The sequence below is a fragment of the Alginatibacterium sediminis genome, assembly GCF_003610775.1.
GTDB classification, from domain to species: domain Bacteria; phylum Pseudomonadota; class Gammaproteobacteria; order Enterobacterales; family Celerinatantimonadaceae; genus Alginatibacterium; species Alginatibacterium sediminis.
Map to the genome: position 1 here is coordinate 392833 of NZ_RAQO01000006.1, position 16566 is coordinate 409398.

General features: G+C 43.2%; 16 protein-coding genes. 5 read left to right on the forward strand and 11 right to left on the reverse strand.

The genetic code is table 11. From position 1 onward, the window contains the following. Window positions 1–52 precede the first annotated feature (52 nt). The gene (locus DBZ36_RS20525) at window positions 53–205 is read left to right on the forward strand and encodes a hypothetical protein (RefSeq protein ID WP_158589095.1); all 153 of its coding nucleotides are present in this window, start codon (window positions 53–55) and stop codon (window positions 203–205) included. A gap of 324 nt (window positions 206–529) precedes the next feature. Here DBZ36_RS20525 and DBZ36_RS12610 read toward each other — a convergent pair whose 3' ends face one another. The 8 genes from DBZ36_RS12610 to DBZ36_RS12650 all read right to left on the reverse strand — a co-directional run bounded on the left by DBZ36_RS12610 (window position 530) and on the right by DBZ36_RS12650 (window position 10495). After that, on the reverse strand, window positions 530–1300 hold the full coding sequence (locus tag DBZ36_RS12610) for a PEP-CTERM sorting domain-containing protein (protein ID WP_120355300.1): 771 nt from the start codon (window positions 1298–1300) through the stop codon (window positions 530–532). 1038 nt (window positions 1301–2338) lie between these two features. Next, window positions 2339–2755: a VOC family protein gene (locus DBZ36_RS12620; RefSeq protein ID WP_120355302.1), complete on the reverse strand. Its 417-nt coding sequence runs from the start codon at window positions 2753–2755 to the stop codon at window positions 2339–2341. A gap of 53 nt (window positions 2756–2808) precedes the next feature. Beyond that, entirely contained in the window at window positions 2809–3711 is a 903-nt protein-coding gene (locus DBZ36_RS12625) for a hypothetical protein (RefSeq protein WP_120355303.1), read from the reverse strand. A 192-nt stretch (window positions 3712–3903) separates the two neighbouring features. Beyond that, a complete protein-coding gene (locus DBZ36_RS12630) occupies window positions 3904–5241 on the reverse strand; it encodes a metal-dependent hydrolase family protein (protein WP_199711859.1) in 1338 nt (445 codons plus the stop codon). Window positions 5242–5658: 417 nt separating this feature from the next. Next, complete coding sequence (locus tag DBZ36_RS12635) at window positions 5659–6567, reverse strand: LysR family transcriptional regulator (RefSeq protein WP_120355304.1); 909 nt, start codon at window positions 6565–6567, stop codon at window positions 5659–5661. 241 nt (window positions 6568–6808) lie between these two features. Continuing rightward, window positions 6809–7444 (reverse strand): HAD family hydrolase, encoded by a 636-nt coding sequence (locus tag DBZ36_RS12640; RefSeq protein ID WP_120355305.1) that lies wholly within the window; start codon window positions 7442–7444, stop codon window positions 6809–6811. Between the two features lie 88 nt (window positions 7445–7532). Beyond that, window positions 7533–9074, reverse strand: a complete 1542-nt coding sequence (locus tag DBZ36_RS12645; RefSeq protein ID WP_120355306.1) for a GGDEF domain-containing protein — start codon at window positions 9072–9074, stop codon at window positions 7533–7535. A 263-nt stretch (window positions 9075–9337) separates the two neighbouring features. Further along, a complete protein-coding gene (locus DBZ36_RS12650; protein WP_120355307.1) occupies window positions 9338–10495 on the reverse strand; it encodes a winged helix-turn-helix domain-containing protein in 1158 nt (385 codons plus the stop codon). 208 nt (window positions 10496–10703) lie between these two features. On the opposite strand from DBZ36_RS12650, the gene DBZ36_RS12655 reads away from it, so the two are divergent. Further along, on the forward strand, window positions 10704–11117 hold the full coding sequence (locus DBZ36_RS12655; RefSeq protein WP_120355308.1) for a phosphate-starvation-inducible protein PsiE: 414 nt from the start codon (window positions 10704–10706) through the stop codon (window positions 11115–11117). Here the strand turns inward: DBZ36_RS12655 and DBZ36_RS12660 are convergent. From DBZ36_RS12660 to DBZ36_RS12670, 3 genes are read right to left on the reverse strand one after another with little or no spacing between them, the layout of a single operon-like run. Next, window positions 11114–12064 carry a 5-oxoprolinase subunit C family protein gene (locus DBZ36_RS12660; RefSeq protein WP_120355309.1) on the reverse strand — a complete coding sequence of 317 codons (951 nt, stop codon included), beginning with the start codon at window positions 12062–12064 and terminating at the stop codon, window positions 11114–11116. The genes DBZ36_RS12655 and DBZ36_RS12660 overlap by 4 nt on opposite strands. Continuing rightward, window positions 12043–12747 (reverse strand): 5-oxoprolinase subunit PxpB, encoded by a 705-nt coding sequence (pxpB, locus tag DBZ36_RS12665; protein ID WP_199711860.1) that lies wholly within the window; start codon window positions 12745–12747, stop codon window positions 12043–12045. Before pxpB ends, DBZ36_RS12660 begins: the two co-directional genes overlap by 22 nt. After that, window positions 12747–13475: a 5-oxoprolinase subunit PxpA gene (locus DBZ36_RS12670; protein WP_120355310.1), complete on the reverse strand. Its 729-nt coding sequence runs from the start codon at window positions 13473–13475 to the stop codon at window positions 12747–12749. The genes pxpB and DBZ36_RS12670 overlap by 1 nt, the downstream gene beginning before the upstream one ends. A 201-nt stretch (window positions 13476–13676) precedes the next feature. Between DBZ36_RS12670 and DBZ36_RS12675 the strand changes: the two genes are divergently transcribed. From DBZ36_RS12675 to DBZ36_RS12685, 3 genes are read left to right on the forward strand one after another with little or no spacing between them, the layout of a single operon-like run. Continuing rightward, on the forward strand, window positions 13677–14648 hold the full coding sequence (locus tag DBZ36_RS12675) for a TRAP transporter substrate-binding protein (RefSeq protein WP_120355311.1): 972 nt from the start codon (window positions 13677–13679) through the stop codon (window positions 14646–14648). A gap of 52 nt (window positions 14649–14700) precedes the next feature. Then, window positions 14701–15264, forward strand: coding sequence for a TRAP transporter small permease (locus DBZ36_RS12680; protein WP_120355312.1), 564 nt, complete (start codon window positions 14701–14703; stop codon window positions 15262–15264). Next, a complete protein-coding gene (locus DBZ36_RS12685; RefSeq protein ID WP_120355313.1) occupies window positions 15261–16565 on the forward strand; it encodes a TRAP transporter large permease in 1305 nt (434 codons plus the stop codon). The genes DBZ36_RS12680 and DBZ36_RS12685 overlap by 4 nt, the downstream gene beginning before the upstream one ends. Window position 16566 lies beyond the last annotated feature (1 nt).

Below are 16566 nucleotides of genomic sequence, written 5' to 3' on the forward strand. Positions count from 1 at the left end.
GCTGATTTCACTTAAGGGTCTAAATCTAGCTTAAATGTATAAGGAATTGAAAATGGAAGCGATGGGAATCATAGGGTTTGTATTTGGACTTGCTGGCTTGTCTTATGCCTTGGCCGCAAAACGAGATATCGCAGATTTAAAGCAAGAGTTCGAATCCTTAAAGTTATCGCTAGCTACAGAGAAGCCAAAAAATAAGCTAGTGTGATGTAAATGCAAGAGTATTTCTAATGAAACCACGTAAGGCTAAGCTGGAAAAGTCACTTTGCTAACCGGTAATGAATAGTTATCTAGAATCGCAACGCAGTAACTGGAAGTTTTAGCCCAGAACACATAAAGGTATATTTTACTTTATATAGTTTTTGCAAACAGTCTGAGTAATAGGCCATTCAACATAATAATTCCTGCCCAAGATCTCATTGTAACCACAGAAAACCCTTTAAAGCGGCAGCTTAGCTTAATTCTTAGAGTAAAGCCCGGATACCCAAATGGCCCCAGTATGGAGCCATTTGCTGTCAAATACCTTTCGGAACTAAGCTTTTGCTTTTCGACGGCTAAACCGCAGACCAACAAGACTCAATGCTAATAGTGCTAAACTGGCAGGCTCTGGGACTGAAGATGAAGGTACATTACCATAAATGATGTCAATATCAGTTGATGCCGCAAGCGAACCATCGGCAAAGAACGCAGAAAGACCAATAGTAAACATGCCCTCTGTTTGTGGGTCAAAGCCATCAGGGCTAAAAAAACCAAGGTTCCAAGAGTTTTGACCAACGTTTGAAGTAGAAATCATGTTGCCGTAATCAGTTTCGTTTCCTGCAACCGAACCTTCACCATTCCCAGTGGCATTGTTTCCAATGGCATGGTCAGCAACATCTAAATTAATTGGATCGAAACTCAGAAAATTTGTGCCCACGGTTGGATCAAGATCAATATCAAGCTGGTAGAAAAACGAAGTGAGCGGTGTTTGACCACTACCAATTACGTCTGAGTTGATTGACCATTCGAAGTTGAATACCGAGCGATTAGCAGGTGCATTACTGCTAGCAGGATCGAATGTATAAGTTCGGTTACCGTCGTAATTAAAGGTGTTTTCGGGGACTCCGAGTAAGTTATATCGCACTTTACCGCGCAAACCTAATTCTACGTTGTTTTCGGTCGTCCCTGTGAATGAACCGTTGGCATTACCAGATCCAAAAATAACGTCTGGGATTATAAAACCTGTACCATTTATCGGGCCCGCGAATGTGAATGTTGAGACTAATGAACCCATAGCTATTAGCGTTACAAGTACCTTTTTCATTTCTACATTATCCTTTTCGTAGCAACTGGTCAGACGTGTATTTAATAGAAAGCAAGAACAACACCAGATATAAAATAACGCATTAAAACAATGGCATAAGAAATTGGTGTTGTATTAGTAAAGTGAAAAGTGTAAATATAGCTGACACTTAGCAAGTCTTTATTTTTCTTGTGTATGTTCGCATAGATTTAAAATCTAATATGGAAGGATTTAGAGCGGACAAAAAGCAGACAATCAATGGCAGTCTTGTGCGCTCTCGCGCTTGTTAAGTACTTCGCAACGTATTAATACTAGTCTGAATGCTTTTCAGCTTATAGATTTTTATACTCAACATCGACAGAATTCAAACGAAATAACTGCATTTTGCTTTTGCGGTATATCCTCAAAATAATACCAATAAGCTTTAAATAAATAACTATTATGGTTTCGTGCAAATGTTGCTTAAAGCCCCGGATTAAGGGCTTTGTGGTATAGATGCTTTGAGTTATTGGCTATAAGCTGTCATGTCAACAACTCCAAATCCGGTAAAGCCTGCATGATATGTATTTAGTGATACGGGAAAACATTCATGGCTACAGACCTAAGTGTCGGAAAATTATACACCTATACTTAAGGCCAAAGCTGTATTTGTTTTTGATTGTTGCTATGCAGTATCACTAGTGCATACCACCGGCAATATTGTGATGCGTTGGATCCATTGTATTGCCTATTGTGAGTATGTTCATACCCAGCATTTGAAAAGAGCTTAGCTTTCGACGCGTACGTTAACTTCGATAGGATAAAAAGCTTTAAATTGAATAAACAGTTACTCATGCAAGTGAATGAGCGTTATATAAATTTCAATCTATGCGACTTTTCCATCAGAAGCTCACGTTTTGGTCACCAATTATATGGAGAAAACAGTTATTTTTTGATCGCTTTCTTTGTGAGCACACTTGCCAAGCAAGATGACAAATGGTTTGACCAAAATTACTGCTGCATTAATAAACTTGTCTGCGTGTTTCAAGGCTGGGTATGCACTGTTTCGTCCAGCATTAACTAGCTTCCAAAAACCTCGTCGCTATTTTCAAAAGACTTAAACTCGATAGGATTTCCGCTGAAATCGAGTACAAACATGGTGCTTTGTTGACCACTTTTACCCTCATATCGAACTTGGGGCTTAACAATAAAGTTCACTTGTGCGTTCTCTAAACGCTGCGCTAGTTGCTCAAATTGGCTGTTGCTCAGTAAGCAGCCAAAATGGGGGATTGGTACTGATACGCCGTCTACAAGCCCGCAATAATCGAGTTTTTGGTTAACGTCACCTACATGCGCCGAGAGCTGATTGCCAAAAAGATCGAAGTCTATCCAAGTATCGGTGGAGCGCCCCTCGTTGCATGACAAAATATCGATATAGAACTTTCTAGTTGTCTCTAGGTCTTTGACCTTAAATGCATAGTGGAAAACATTGCTCATTCGATGTAGCTCCTTGTTTTAATCACTTGTATGTTGGCGGAATCCATTAAACTCTATTGGTCTTCAACACCAAGCCACGCAACATAGTAACGTGCGATTCGGTCTAGCTCTTGGTTTGTATCTGGAAACAGCTGCTGCAAGTAATACAAGGCATCAGCAAGTGTGACTTGATGTAGGTTACTGCGTGTCCCAAAAACCAAGTGATGTAAACTGTGCAATAGGCCTAAAGTATTGGCCTGTTCGTCGACGCTGCGCATTATCACCTCGTCAATGCAGTCTTCTACATCCTCTAATGGCTGAGTCGCTTGTTGGTAAAGATTAGATAATAAAATATTGAGCTGTTGCTCGTCCAATAAGTGCTTACTTCTAAGTATCCAAGCTAAACTTATCAGATTGTGACCAAAGAAACTGGGTTGGGCTAAGCAAACTTCGAGTAGCTGTTGTTGGCTGTAAACCCTTGGAGTAACTAATGCACTTGCTTTGAGGCCCCCATAAGTGGAACTAATATACTCGGTAACACGATTAAGAAATGGAGGTACTTGCCTCTCATTTAGCTGTGGGTAGAGCGAACGAAAGGCTAGTAGTAAGGTTACATTGTGTGATAGATACTCATTATGGCTTAAGGCAACTGGCAAGTAGTATTCAAAGATGTCAGCGAAACCTTTTTGATCATGCCATTGTGACAGCGCTTGGTAGGCTGCCGGGTAGATACCTTGCGCCAATATTTTTTTTATACGCGTTTGCGAGAATTGCGGCGCTGTGATCGCACTAAAATAGCTTTCGTTTGTTGTGACACTACCAATCGCAATAAGCGCGTCGGTTTGAGTCCAAATAGTGTCATCGTTATCGAAGACGATAAACAAATGCTGCGCTGCTACAACTGCTTTTAACGCGTGCGGTTGATGAATAATTGCGCTGCTATATAAAGCCCTAGCTAAAAGATCGGTTTCGGTCATTGCTCTTCTATGGGTTTAAGTTCGTCGTTTGGTCAATAGTCTTGGAGTTTCAAAATAATCATAGTCATTATAGTAAAAAGGTATGGATGGCCGAAAGCGGTTCGTGATTTTTTTAGGTCTAGATGTATGGAAGTTTAGTATTGGATTGTCGGCTAATACCTAGTGAGCAAGGTATTAGCCGAAGTCGCACTTTTAAAGGTCGCTTTTGTAAATCTCGCCACCCTTCATAATTAAGTCAAAATTTGCCTCATGGTCAGTCATCACTGAAAGGTCTTCTAGCGGATTTCCGTCGATCAAAAGCAGATCAGCGTGGGCACCTTGAGCAATCACACCAAGTTTACCGGGATATGGATTGAGCACGCCCGAAAGCTCTAATAATTCACCACCTTTAGATGTTGCTTGGCGCATCACTTCGATAGGCGAGAACCATTGAGCACGGAAGGTGAATTCCTCATTAATTTTCGCAATTGCTTCAGGGTTGCTGATGATATCGGATCCAATAACTATTTTATCGAAACCGATCTCCTTGGCTGTTTTAAACATATGGTCTATGCCCTCAAAGGCTTGGTGATGTTTATGCGCTTGACCTTCGGTATAACCAGCAGGAATAAACGTATATACGCTTACCTGAGGTGATAACCAGACATCACCTTGGTCTTTGATGTACTGCAAAGTATCTTTATCGATTAGATTACCGTGTTCTATTGATTTTACACCATTGTCGATGGCTCGACGCACACCTTCGTTGTTGTAAACATGCGCCATCGTGTAGGTACCAAAATCGCTGGCGGCTTTTGTCGCAGCTTGGATTTCTTCGTCGGTGAATTCTACAACTTCAAGTGGGTCAGAGACCGATCCCGTGCCCCCGCCAACAGCAATCTTTATTTGTGAAGATCCTCGGCGTAAGTTCTCACGGGTAGCCGTTAGCATTTCTGGAACACCGTCAGCAACCACGAAGTCGCCTTCGCTAACAAGCAGGTCGTGATGTCCGCCCATTTCTACGGATTTATCAGTGGGGAAACGATGGTCAGAATGCCCCGAAGTTTGAGAGATCATTGGACCAGAAGGGTAGATCCGTGGCCCAGGTGTTTGACCGTCGTCGATAGCGGCCTTTAAGCCATAGGTATTACCGGAAGCGTCTCGGACTGTGGTAATACCACGCTCAAGGTAATCTTCAGCGATGTTGCCAGCGACAATTGCTTTGTAGCGGTCATCTCGAAATAGTAAGTCTGGCGATGACAATTGCATCATTAGATGCTCATGCATAAATACTAAACCAGGGGTCAAAACTCGGCCTTCGGCGTTAATAACCGTTGCGCCAGCTGGCGCATCAATATCTTTAGCAATTTGTGCAATAACGCCATCTTTCACCAATACATCTTGGCCTTCGAGCAAATTCTCAGATATGCCGTCAAAAATACGAGCACCGGTAATCAATGTTGCAGTTGATGCATCGTCCTTGCTAAAAGCTGCAGGGGCAGCAAAAATTGCACTTGTGATAAGTGCTAACAGCATAACTTTAGTTTTCATTTTGAAGTCTCATTTTAATGTTTAAGCGATTGGTGATCTACTTAGCAACATGAATGACAGAGTGTTCATATGCATTGAGAAAGACCAATATTTATGTCTATTTTATTTGAAGCGTTGCGATTCAGTGCGCATCTTGTTTCGACGGCCAAAGAATAAACCGATTGTTAAATATCCAACAATTCGATTGGATGGATAGGATCCGTCCAATTTTGAATAGAGGGTATGACTAAGCAGATTAATGGCTGTTTGTAGGTGAAAAAAGATATACGAGGTCGAAGAGACCAGAGTTGGTTCTGAATACAGGTAGATCAATAGGGCAGCCGTATACCGACAACTAGTTTTGTCATCTCAAGGCACAGAAATGACAGGGAAACTGGTGTTTATTCAGCTAAAATTCTGTTCAATATAGAGCGGCAACTAATTATTTGGATTCATGAGTTGCTTGCCATAAGCGTCTAGTACTTTAACGATGGTTTTTTTAAGCTCGGAGACTTGCTTTGAATGAGGGCACCATAAGGCGAATGGTACTTTAAAATCTTGCAGTAGTTTATCGCTTTGAATCTCAACGAGTTCCTGGGTGTCATAACCTGAATCCACAACGGCTTTGGGCAACAATGCCCAGCCTAAGTTATCTTGAATCAATGAAATGATCGTCGATAGTTGATCCACACTTTCATGGTTTGCTGCAATAACCGCTTTTTCGGCCATGCCATCGTCAATCATCGATTTAAGTACGAATTGGCGTACTGAACTCATCGCTTGCAAAGTTCTATTAGAAGACATTTTGGCGAGTTTGTTGTCGCTATGGCAATAGGGGACGAAAGGTAAGTTACCCAGAAAGGTATAATCAATACTATTGATCACCTGACTTTCATAGATGTTTACAATGCCAAATTGGATATTTCCGTCTTGTATACCTTTTTTGATTTCTTGTTTGGACCTTATTATCAAGTTGACCCGCATTGTTGGAAAGTCGTTATCTATCTGGCGACGGATTTTTGAAACGACAACCGTAGGTATTAAACTTGAATAGGCAATGGTCACTGATTCTAGACCACCGAAAGATAAGCTAAGTGCAAACTTATCAAAGGTTTTGGCTTGTTCTAGGGCTTGTTTCGCGTAGTGATATAACAAAACTGCGTCGGTTGTTGGCTCAACCGAGCGAGCGCTTCGCTCAAAAAGTGTTACGGCAAGTTGGTCCTCAAGATTAGTGATTACTTGGGCAATAGTTGTACGGTGTTTATTAAGCTTTTCAGCTGCTTTTCTAAAGGCTTTTTCTTCGTATACGGTGACAAATGCAGAGAGCTGCTCAAGGCTAAAATTCATAATCTAATACAGTTCCGTGTAAGATATTCCAGTGTGCTGACCTAATCTGTGTAATTGTTACTATATAAATAAGCTCAAAAAAAGTGAGCTTGTTTCCTTGAGTATAAAGATAGTCTGTTAAGGCACAAGATAATCTAGATTTACCCACGGAAATTTGCTCTCCATTGATAAGCTTAGTGGAGGAGATATGTATTGGCTTACGTGACGAAGGCCTTCATATTTACGCTAGCATACACCTGATTTAGTATAAATAACTTAGGGCTTGGCGAGGCCGTGAAAAATCGGGTATACGCTGATGATGAGAGACTCTTGATCCCACAATGACTAAATTCATATCAAGTTCTGCGCAGGCTTGTAGATCCCACTGCGCATCCCCAAAATAGGTGACTGGGAGATCTAACTTTTTGCCCTCCTTCGTGTTAGCAAGCTTCATGATTTCGACTCGTGAGTAGTGGTCGTTAGATGAAGAGATGTTTAACTTAGCTGTATCAAATCCAGCAGACTCTAACTTGAGTTTGGCTGTTTCGCCCCATCCGCCAGTGGCGATAGAAACCACATATTGAGGATTGTTAAGCAAACTGTCCACAAAGGTTTTTGCACCCAAAACTTCTTGGGCTGCTTCACGACGCAGCGCTGATTTAATATTGCCAATGAAAATAGATTTTACCAGCGGTTCTAGCTCTACGAGAGATAAATGCGGAGCCTGAGTTTCAATAAACTGCATAAGAATGCCGCGGTCCGTGACATGCGGGTAGTTTGCCCAATCCTGATTTATAAGCAACCCAGTGGCCTCGAGCACAGCGGCTATAAAACAACGCTCATCAAGCTCATAAGATTGAATGAGTGTCCCGTCGACATCAAGCATGACATGTTTCATAGCTGTTCTATTATTTGTTGAATGTGGCTATACACCTTAGATCAATTTTCCTTATATTTACTATCAAACTAATACTATTTAATGGTGCTTAATCTAGTTCTGATTCAGCTTTGTAGATTACGTAATTGTTCTTGCTTTGGCGCTTGATCTTGTACATGGCTTGATCCGCAAGTTTGATTAACTCTTGTGGGTTTTCACTATGCTCGGGGAATAGAGCGATGCCGATACTTGCGCTGGTATTTAGACTGTTCATACCATCTTTATAAGGTGTAGCAAGGGTTTGTATCATCCGATGAGCTACATTTGTCACTGTGTCATCGGTAATGACATTAGGTAATACAACCAAGAACTCGTCGCCACCAAAGCGAGCAACCGTATCGCCCTCGCGTATACATGAACTCAAGCGTTCAGCCGTTTGTTTCAGTACTTGATCGCCCGCATCATGGCCAAAATTATCATTAATCGACTTAAAACCATCTAAATCGACAAATAACACAGCAACCTTCGATGTATCTCGGCGGGCAGCGGCTAACGCTTTTGAAAGATGCTCCATTGCGAGTTGACGCGTTGGTAGTCCGGTCAACATGTCGTGATAAGCAAGATGTTGAATGCGTGCCTTAGCGTCTTTGAGATCGCTGATGTCTTCTTTGATTGCAACAAAATGGCTAATTTCACCGCTTCTATTTTTTACTGGCGCTATTGAAGCTATTTCCCAGAATAGCTCTCCATTTTTTCTACGATTATGAAACTCACCTCTCCAAGTTTTACCAGCGGATATAGATCCCCACAACGATGCATATTCTTGTTTTGGCATTTCGCCAGATTGTAAAATTCTAGGGTTTTTACCAATGAGCTCTGCCGATGTATAACCACTGTTTTGAGTCGAAGCCGGATTCACGTAGTCTATTGAGCCGTCTCGGTCGGTAATAATAATTGACGATGCCGATTTTTCAACCGCAAGCGAAAACATGCGCAACTCAGATTCAAGCACTGCATGGGTTAACAAAATCAAGGTAATAGCTATACCCCCAATCATAAATACGCCACCCAAAAAAACTAACGATGAGGTAACACTTGGGTTTAGAAACGATTGTTCTGACGGGGTTATTAAAGCCACAAAACCGCGGGTACAGTGGGCTGAGCCAAACAGTGCAAAAACTGTCGCTACTGCATAACCGGCAAAACGCCAAGGGGCTTTTTGCTCCCTCAACATGGTAATCACAACTGCTGAGCATATCACCACAAATGCTGCCGAAAGCACCACTATTCTTATATTTACATTGTCATCAACATACTTAAAGTAGAAAAAAAGAGATGCTGTGATAGGTAACAAGCTAAAGTCAAAAATAAGAAGAGGGCGTTGATTGGTAAAAACTCGAATTCCCCGGTACAGAAGTTGAAAACCGAGTACATAGAGTGTATTTGCGATGACGAGCGATACAAAATCAGGAATGTTCCCACGGCCAGAAATCAAAATGCTGGCGAGGGCTACGCAAGTCATGCCTGCGGCCCAAAACCCCGCACCATTGGGTTTTGATTGAGCTCGCCAAAGCGATATTAGTGCGAGCGCTGAGCCTATCGCGATAAGAGCGGTTACGACGAGTAGGGTGCGATTATCTAAGGTTGGCATTTAAGTGACACTTCTACGACAAATTCCATTTAAGTAAACGCAAGTAGTATATGCGTAAAGAGTAAATAAGCTATGACTTTTACTGGTACTGAGCTTGCAAAAAATAGCGTGTTTCTACCCACATTTTGAGGAGAAATAAATCAGATTGGTTGTTACTAAATAACAGCGTTGGTATTAACTTACCTCATTCAAAGTTGAGCCCGATGACGCACGCTTTGCAGCGTGTAAGGAAAGCTCCGTTAGGTTTAAGATCGTACACAGTATTAGTTTTCAATTATATTGACGAGGTTAATGCGATAGCTAAGGCACTGATTAAAGCTAGCAAAATTCTTTAGCTCTGCTTCTAAGGCTGATAAAAAGGCATCCTTGTGACGCACTGACGACTCTATGGTCAGTGAAATAACGTTCAATACTTGAGTTGATTTATCTACTTTACAGTCCGCGCGTGCTACCAAGGTACCATCCCACAAGATCGGTAAACTAAAGTAGCCATATTGGCGCTTTGCCGCAGGTACATAGCATTCTAGTAAGTAATCAAAGTTGAACACGGCAGAGGCTCGCGCTCGTTGGATCAATAGATTGTCAAAAGGCGATAGAATTTTGGCCTGCTTTTTGTTGAGTCTGTTATTGAGTAAAACAAGGGCACTGGTGAGCACGTAAAATGGGTCACCATTAATTGTAAGCTGGCTTAGCTTGCCTTCTTCAGAGAGTTGCTCTAGTGCGCTTACTACTAAAGGTTTCAAGCTTCGTTGCTGATAGGTTATTTGGCTAAGATTGCCAAAAGCATGCGCGTTTAGATAGCTCAACACTAAAAAATGCCCGTATTCTTGCTCACTTGGCATAGAGGTGTCGACATGTGAGGGCAGTACTCTGGAACTAAGATCGTAGACCTTATGAAAATTTTTACGTTGCGTAATCATTAAGTCGCCCTGAATAAATAGATTCTCTAAGGCTTGTTTGGTCGGTTTACTACCCCAGCCATTGCTTTTATAGCTTTCGCCTGAAAAGTCTTTGGCCATCAGCGGGCCTTCGTGTTCTATGCGTTTTAATACTTCCGCCATTAGTTTGTGGTCTTTGCTATACCAGTGTTTTTGTTCACCTGATTTAATCGCAGCTTTGCGCACTAAAGTATACCGAAAATCACGCATGGGTAGATAAGCTGCTGCATGGGCCCAGTATTCAAAAACATGTTTATCAGCGACTAGCTGATCGAGGTGCTCCAATTGATAGCTTGGGTTGCGGCTCCAAAGCGTATGATGGTGGGCGCGCTGAACTACTGAAATGGTGTCAATTTGAACATACCCCAAACGCTCAAAAGCACTTAAAGTTCTTGAAAGTGGGCTTGATTTCGAACTTTGCTTTGGCAGGCCTTGGGCCAGTAAAGCCAGTTTTCTTGCTTGGGGGATTGACAGTGATTGCATAAGACTCAGTATGAATAGGCAACGATTAATGGCAAAAATGTATTTATGAATCGTTTGTAACGTATTCGTAAAAACATAGCAAATTTAAGCAATTCAAACGCATGCGACTGAGTTGTAGCTAGAACGTGCAGACTTACAAAAGTATTAATACCTATTGCTTATAAAGCTAGTTAATATTCCAGCAACCGTGAGACAAATGGAATTGTACATGAATAGAATGAAAGGACTTGGCTACAAAGCAATTGAATTAGTTGAAGATATAGGCCTTCTAATTATCGCTATTCTGACAACTATAGCCATGGCCGACGAAGTTTGGTCGATGTATCAAGAGCAAAGCGTAAGCTTAGCCGATCTTCTGCTGCTGTTTATCTACTTAGAAGTGTTTGCCATGGTGGGATTGTACTTGAAATCGGGGCGGCTACCGGTTCGAATGCCCTTATATATTGCTGTTGTTGCGTTAGCGCGTTATTTAATTCTAGATATGAAAAATCTAGATACTATGCGCATGCTAGGCCTCGCGGCAGCTATGCTGGTGATTGCGTTGGCAATTTTGGCCATCCGATATGGTCATAGCAAGTTTCCATATAACGAGTATGGCGAACGCATTACTAAAAAAAACTAAAGACCAAAAAACCTCATGAAAGTCATCCATTGCTGCGTTGCTAAGTTTAAATCTGCGGGCTCAAAATGGATTTTGGTCCCTGGTTTAGCTTGAGCCAGTCGCCATTGATCGCGTTTTATAACTGAGCCTAACTTGGCATAGCCACCCAGCGTCTGGCGATCACAAGCTAAAATTATTGGCAGGCCATTAGCTGGTATTTGAATTGAACCCGCGACGATGCCTTCAGAAATAATACCAGTGACGGGCGATTCTATTTTGGGACCTTTGAGCTGTATGCCCATGCGATCACTGTGTGCGGTAACTACATACTGTGATTGATAAAAACGATGCTTTTGAACAGCTTCAAACGCATCGTTTTGATAACTCTCAATGACACCAATTTTCAGGGTTTCGCTATAGTCTGGAATAAACTGTGTGGGCACTAATTGCTGCCCTTGTTTAGCGTGTTCGCGGCTGGCTTGGAAGGCTATTTTGTCACCTTTTTGAAGCGGCTTGCCATGGCTAAAATCCTGCCCTTGCTGTGCAAGACCACCAAGTTGATTGCGAACAACCGTAGCAACACTATCGAAGATTGCCTTAGTTTGAACGCCTCCTTCAATGCTTAAATAGGCTCGTTGTCCTTTTCGACAACCGGAGAAACGAAGTGTTTGATGCTTCAATAAACGAAAGCTTTGCCAATTGGCCTGTGAAATGCCGTCTATACTTGCGCCCATGTCAGCACCGGTTATCGCTATACTTAAATCGGCTAGTGCTTTAAAACTTGCTTGTCCTAAGGCAATCTCGATACTGGCACTATTGCTAGGATTGTTCAGCAGCCGGTTTCCCCAGCAAAAAGCATGCAGATCTGCGGGTCCGCCCTGACTTAAGCCTAAATGTGCTACGCCAAAGCGCCCCAAATCTTGTACCAAGCTCAGTACGCCCGGATTTAAGACCTCCAATCCCAACATATTTGCCCCCCTAGTGATACATAGTCATCAAAATCTATGGCGTTGAATTGCACGCTGTCGCCTACACTAAATGGCGTGATGGGGTCGCCGCTTGGGTCAAACAATGGCAGTGGGCAATTGCCAATTATATTCCAACCTCCGGGGCTTTGAGTCGGATACACAGCAGTTTGTTGGTCTGCAATACCGACGCTACCAGCGGGTACTAGCATTCTCGGTTTGTGATGGCGTGGACTTTGTATCGCCTTATCGACACTGGCTAAAAATGCGAAGCCTGGTGCAAAGCCAATCGCGCAAACCGTATAGCGTTGTTGGCTGTGAATGCTTATAATATGCTCAATACTCAAGCCCTTCGCTTTGGCAATTAGGGCAAGGTCTGGACCACTTTGCAAGCTGTAGTAGGTGGGCAATTCTATGCATTTCCCTTGAGCCACTTGGTTTTCAGCGGGTAGTTCTCTAAGCGCAGATTCAATGAGGGCGTGGAGTTCAATGGCGCTTATTTTTAGCGGATGGTACTCCACGAGTAAGGTGGTGTACGAGGCAATACACTCGATTAAGGCGAAGCCGGATAGCTGCTCTAGTCTTGCTTTTACTCGGGCAATTAATTGTGGCAAGGCGAGATCGATATGATCGCCAAAATAGATAATAAACGCTGATTCCGAAACCGGCTTAATACTCGGATACACTAGCTAATCGCCGCCTTAATCGCTTTGACGCTTTGTACCGACTCTGCATTGTCGCCATGCACGCATATGGTATCCACCTCCAACGCCAGTACCGAGCCATCGATCGCGCGAATACTACCAAAGGTTGCCAAACTGACAACTTGTTGGATAATTGCGCTGCTATCATGAAGCACTGCTCCTTCTTGCGTTCGAGGTACAAGCTTACCTTGGGCCGTGTAAGCTCTGTCGGCAAAGGCTTCGAAAATCAGTTCTACCTGATGTTGCTGCGCAATTGATTGATAAGGCTGGGCGTCGCTGGTGGCCAATAGCATCAATTTTGGGTCGTCCATGGTTAAGGCCACGGCTTCAACAATCGCTTCGAAGACTTCTAAGCTGTCCATCATATCGTTGTAAAGTGCACCGTGCGGTTTCACATACTCAAGCTGACATTGTTGCAGGGCACACATGCTTTGCATCGCGCCTATTTGGTACGCCACTAGGTTTTTTATTTGGTCAAATGAATGGGGTATTGAGCGTCGGCCAAAGCCTTGCTTATCGTTATATCCGGGGTGGGCTCCAATCTCTACCTGATGTTGTTTGGCTAGTTGTATGGTGTTGGCCATTACATCTGGATCAGATGCATGAAACCCACAAGCGATATTCGCCATATCTATCCACGGCATCACTTCGCTATCTAATCCGATAGTCCAATTTCCGTAGCTTTCACCCATATCACAATTAAGCTTCATGAATCCTCCTTACTAGAACGAACTGTACGATAAAGATACATCGAATGTAATTCACATGCAAAATGTATTCAATATGTTGCCACCGTGTGTGCAATCGTATACAGTTTAATCGAATCGGTAAAATAGTGAGCACTATTTTCACCTAAAATCGCTCTTTGACAGGAAGCCCTAGAGCCCGATTACCAAGTAAGGGAATATCACATGAAACAGATACTTACCAAAGCAATATTCGCACTCGCTGCCGTTAGCGCTACCAGTGCTATAGCTGGCACTCGCTGGGATATGGCAACGCCCTACGTTGATGCAACTCACCATACCCAAAATATTCGTCAATTTGCCGAGGATATTAACAGCTCGACGTCGGGTGACTTTGAAATTGTGGTACATGCTGGGGCTTCGCTGATTAAGCATAAAGAAATCTCACGCGCCGTACGAACCGGACAAGTCCCTATGGGTGAGATGTTTATCGGAATTTTAGGAAATAGTGATCCGGTTTTCAAATTAGATAACTTACCGTTTCTAGCCACCAACTTTGAACAAGCAAAAAGTCTCTATCTTGCATCTAAGCCTGCAATTGAAAAGAAACTAGACAGCGAAGGAATGATGTTGTTGTTTTCAGTGCCGTGGCCACCTCAAGGGATCTACAGTAAAGGTCCCGTTGATTCCATTGAAGATCTGAAAGGCGCCAAAATGCGCGCCTATAGTTCAACATTATCCCGTTTAGCAGTGTTACTCGATGCCTCTCCAACAACGGTACAAACCGTCGAAATCCCGCAAGCATTTTCGACGGGAATTATTGACATGATGATGACGTCTCCTACCACCGGCGTTAGCAGCCAATCATGGGATTACGTAAAACACTACACTGATGTGCAAGCTTGGATCCCCAAGAACATGGTTGTTGTGAACAAGCGGGCTTTCAAACGTTTAGATGATGCGAGTCAAAAGGCCTTGTTAGATGCGGCTAAAGTTGCAGAAGATCGCGGTTGGACAATGGCTGAGCAAGAAACAGTAACCAAAACGCAAGCCCTTGCCGACAATGGCATGACCGTTTCAGCGCCGAGTGCACAGCTAACTCAATCTTTGCAAGATATTGGCAAAGTTATGGCCCAGGAATGGTCGACCGAAGCGGGTGACGACGGAGCGATGATCCTTAAAGCTTACCAACCCTAGTAAACATTTTTGTAGATAGAAGACTAAGTAAAATGATGAATGGAGCTCGGCAATGCGACGTATGCTAGACCGGATGTACCACTTGGCAGGGCTAGTCTCTGGCTGCTGCATTATTGCAATCTGCTTACTGATCTTAGCAAGGGTAGTCGGCAGATGGTTTGGTATTGTGGTGCCTTCTAGCGACGACATTGCCGGCTTTATGTTGGCAGCAAGTTGCTTTATGGCACTTGCTTACACCCTGCAAGCGGGCGGCCATATACGAGTAAGTCTTTTCACCTCTCGATTAACACATGCAAAGTCGAAAGGTGTTGAGCGCTTGGTGTTAATTTTATCTAGTATTTTGGTTAGCTATCTATGCTATCAACTGTGTTACATGGTTTGGGAGTCTTGGCAGTTTGAAGAAGTGACTTCAGGTTATCTGCCATTACCGTTGTGGCTGGTTCAGTTACCGGTCGCGATTGGCATGTGTATTTTTACCATCGCGCTGCTTGATTTAAGTTTTTGTCATTTTGCATATGGGAAACGCATTCCAAAATCTGAAGAAGAATCCATTGCCGATGGTAATGCTATCGAAGGTTTGGGGCAGGAGCGGATAACGAAAGGTAAGCAAGCATGAGCGAATTGTTGATTGGTTTGTGTTTGCTAGTTGTTCTCCTGTTAGTGCTTGCAAGTGGCATGTGGGTCGCTTTGTCGTTGTTAGTTGTTGCGCTGTGCGGCATGATTTTGTTGGGTAACGATGCCTTTGGTCTTATCTATGCAACATCCACTTGGGGGGCTATATCAGATTGGTCTTTAGCCGCCTTACCACTGTTTATTTGGATGGGGGAAATACTGTTTCGAACTCGCTTATCCAAAGACTTGTTTGAGGGGCTCACTCCCTGGCTAAGTCGACTTCCGGGTCAATTATTACATGTAAATATATTAAGCTGCGGTATGTTTGCGGCGGTTTCGGGCTCGTCAGCAGCCACCGCTGCTACTATCGGTAAAATGACATTACCTGAGCTTAAGCGGCAAGGCTACGATGATAAAATGGCGATTGCGACGCTTGCTGGTTCGGGAACGCTAGGTTTGCTCATCCCACCTTCTATCATTTTGATCGTTTACGGCGTCGCAGCTGAAGTTTCTATTGCACGTTTGTTTATCGCAGGTGCACTGCCGGGTTTAATGTTAGTGCTCATGTTCATGGGTTATACGGTTTTGTGGTCCAAACGCAATCCCAGCCGCGTACCACAAACCAAGGTCGTTTACTCTTGGCAGCAAAAACTAGCTGGATTACGCCGCTTAGTACCGGTTGGAATACTGGTAGTATTTGTACTCGGTTCGATATATGCCGGCCTTACTACACCTACAGAAGCCGCAGCATTTGGAGTCATCGGGGCTTTAGCGCTTGCCCTTAGTAGTGGCTCGCTGACTAAACAAAGCTTTATGAGCAGTCTCATGGGGGCGGTTAAAACCTCATGTATGATTCTATTCATTCTGGCGGGGGCTGCGTTTCTTACCGTAGCAATGGGTTTTATTGGCCTACCTAGAATGCTGGCCGAAGAAATAGCCTTGTTAGAGCTGTCGCCCTATATGTTGTTGTTCTATTTGACGATCTTGTTTGTGATACTGGGCTGTTTTTTAGATGGGATTTCTGTGGTTGTGTTGACCACATCAGTTGTCTTGCCCATGGTTATCCAAGCTGGAATTGATCCGCTTTGGTTTGGAATTTACATTGTGCTAGTGGTAGAGATGTCGCAAATCACACCTCCGGTAGGCTTTAACCTGTTTGTCATTCAAAGTTTAACTGGTCGCGATATTCTATATGTCGCCAAAGCTGCAATACCGTTTTTCTTACTACTGATGTTAGCGGTTCTTTTGGTAACCTTAGTACCGGAAATTGTTACTTGGTTACCCATGACCATGATGGAAGGATAAA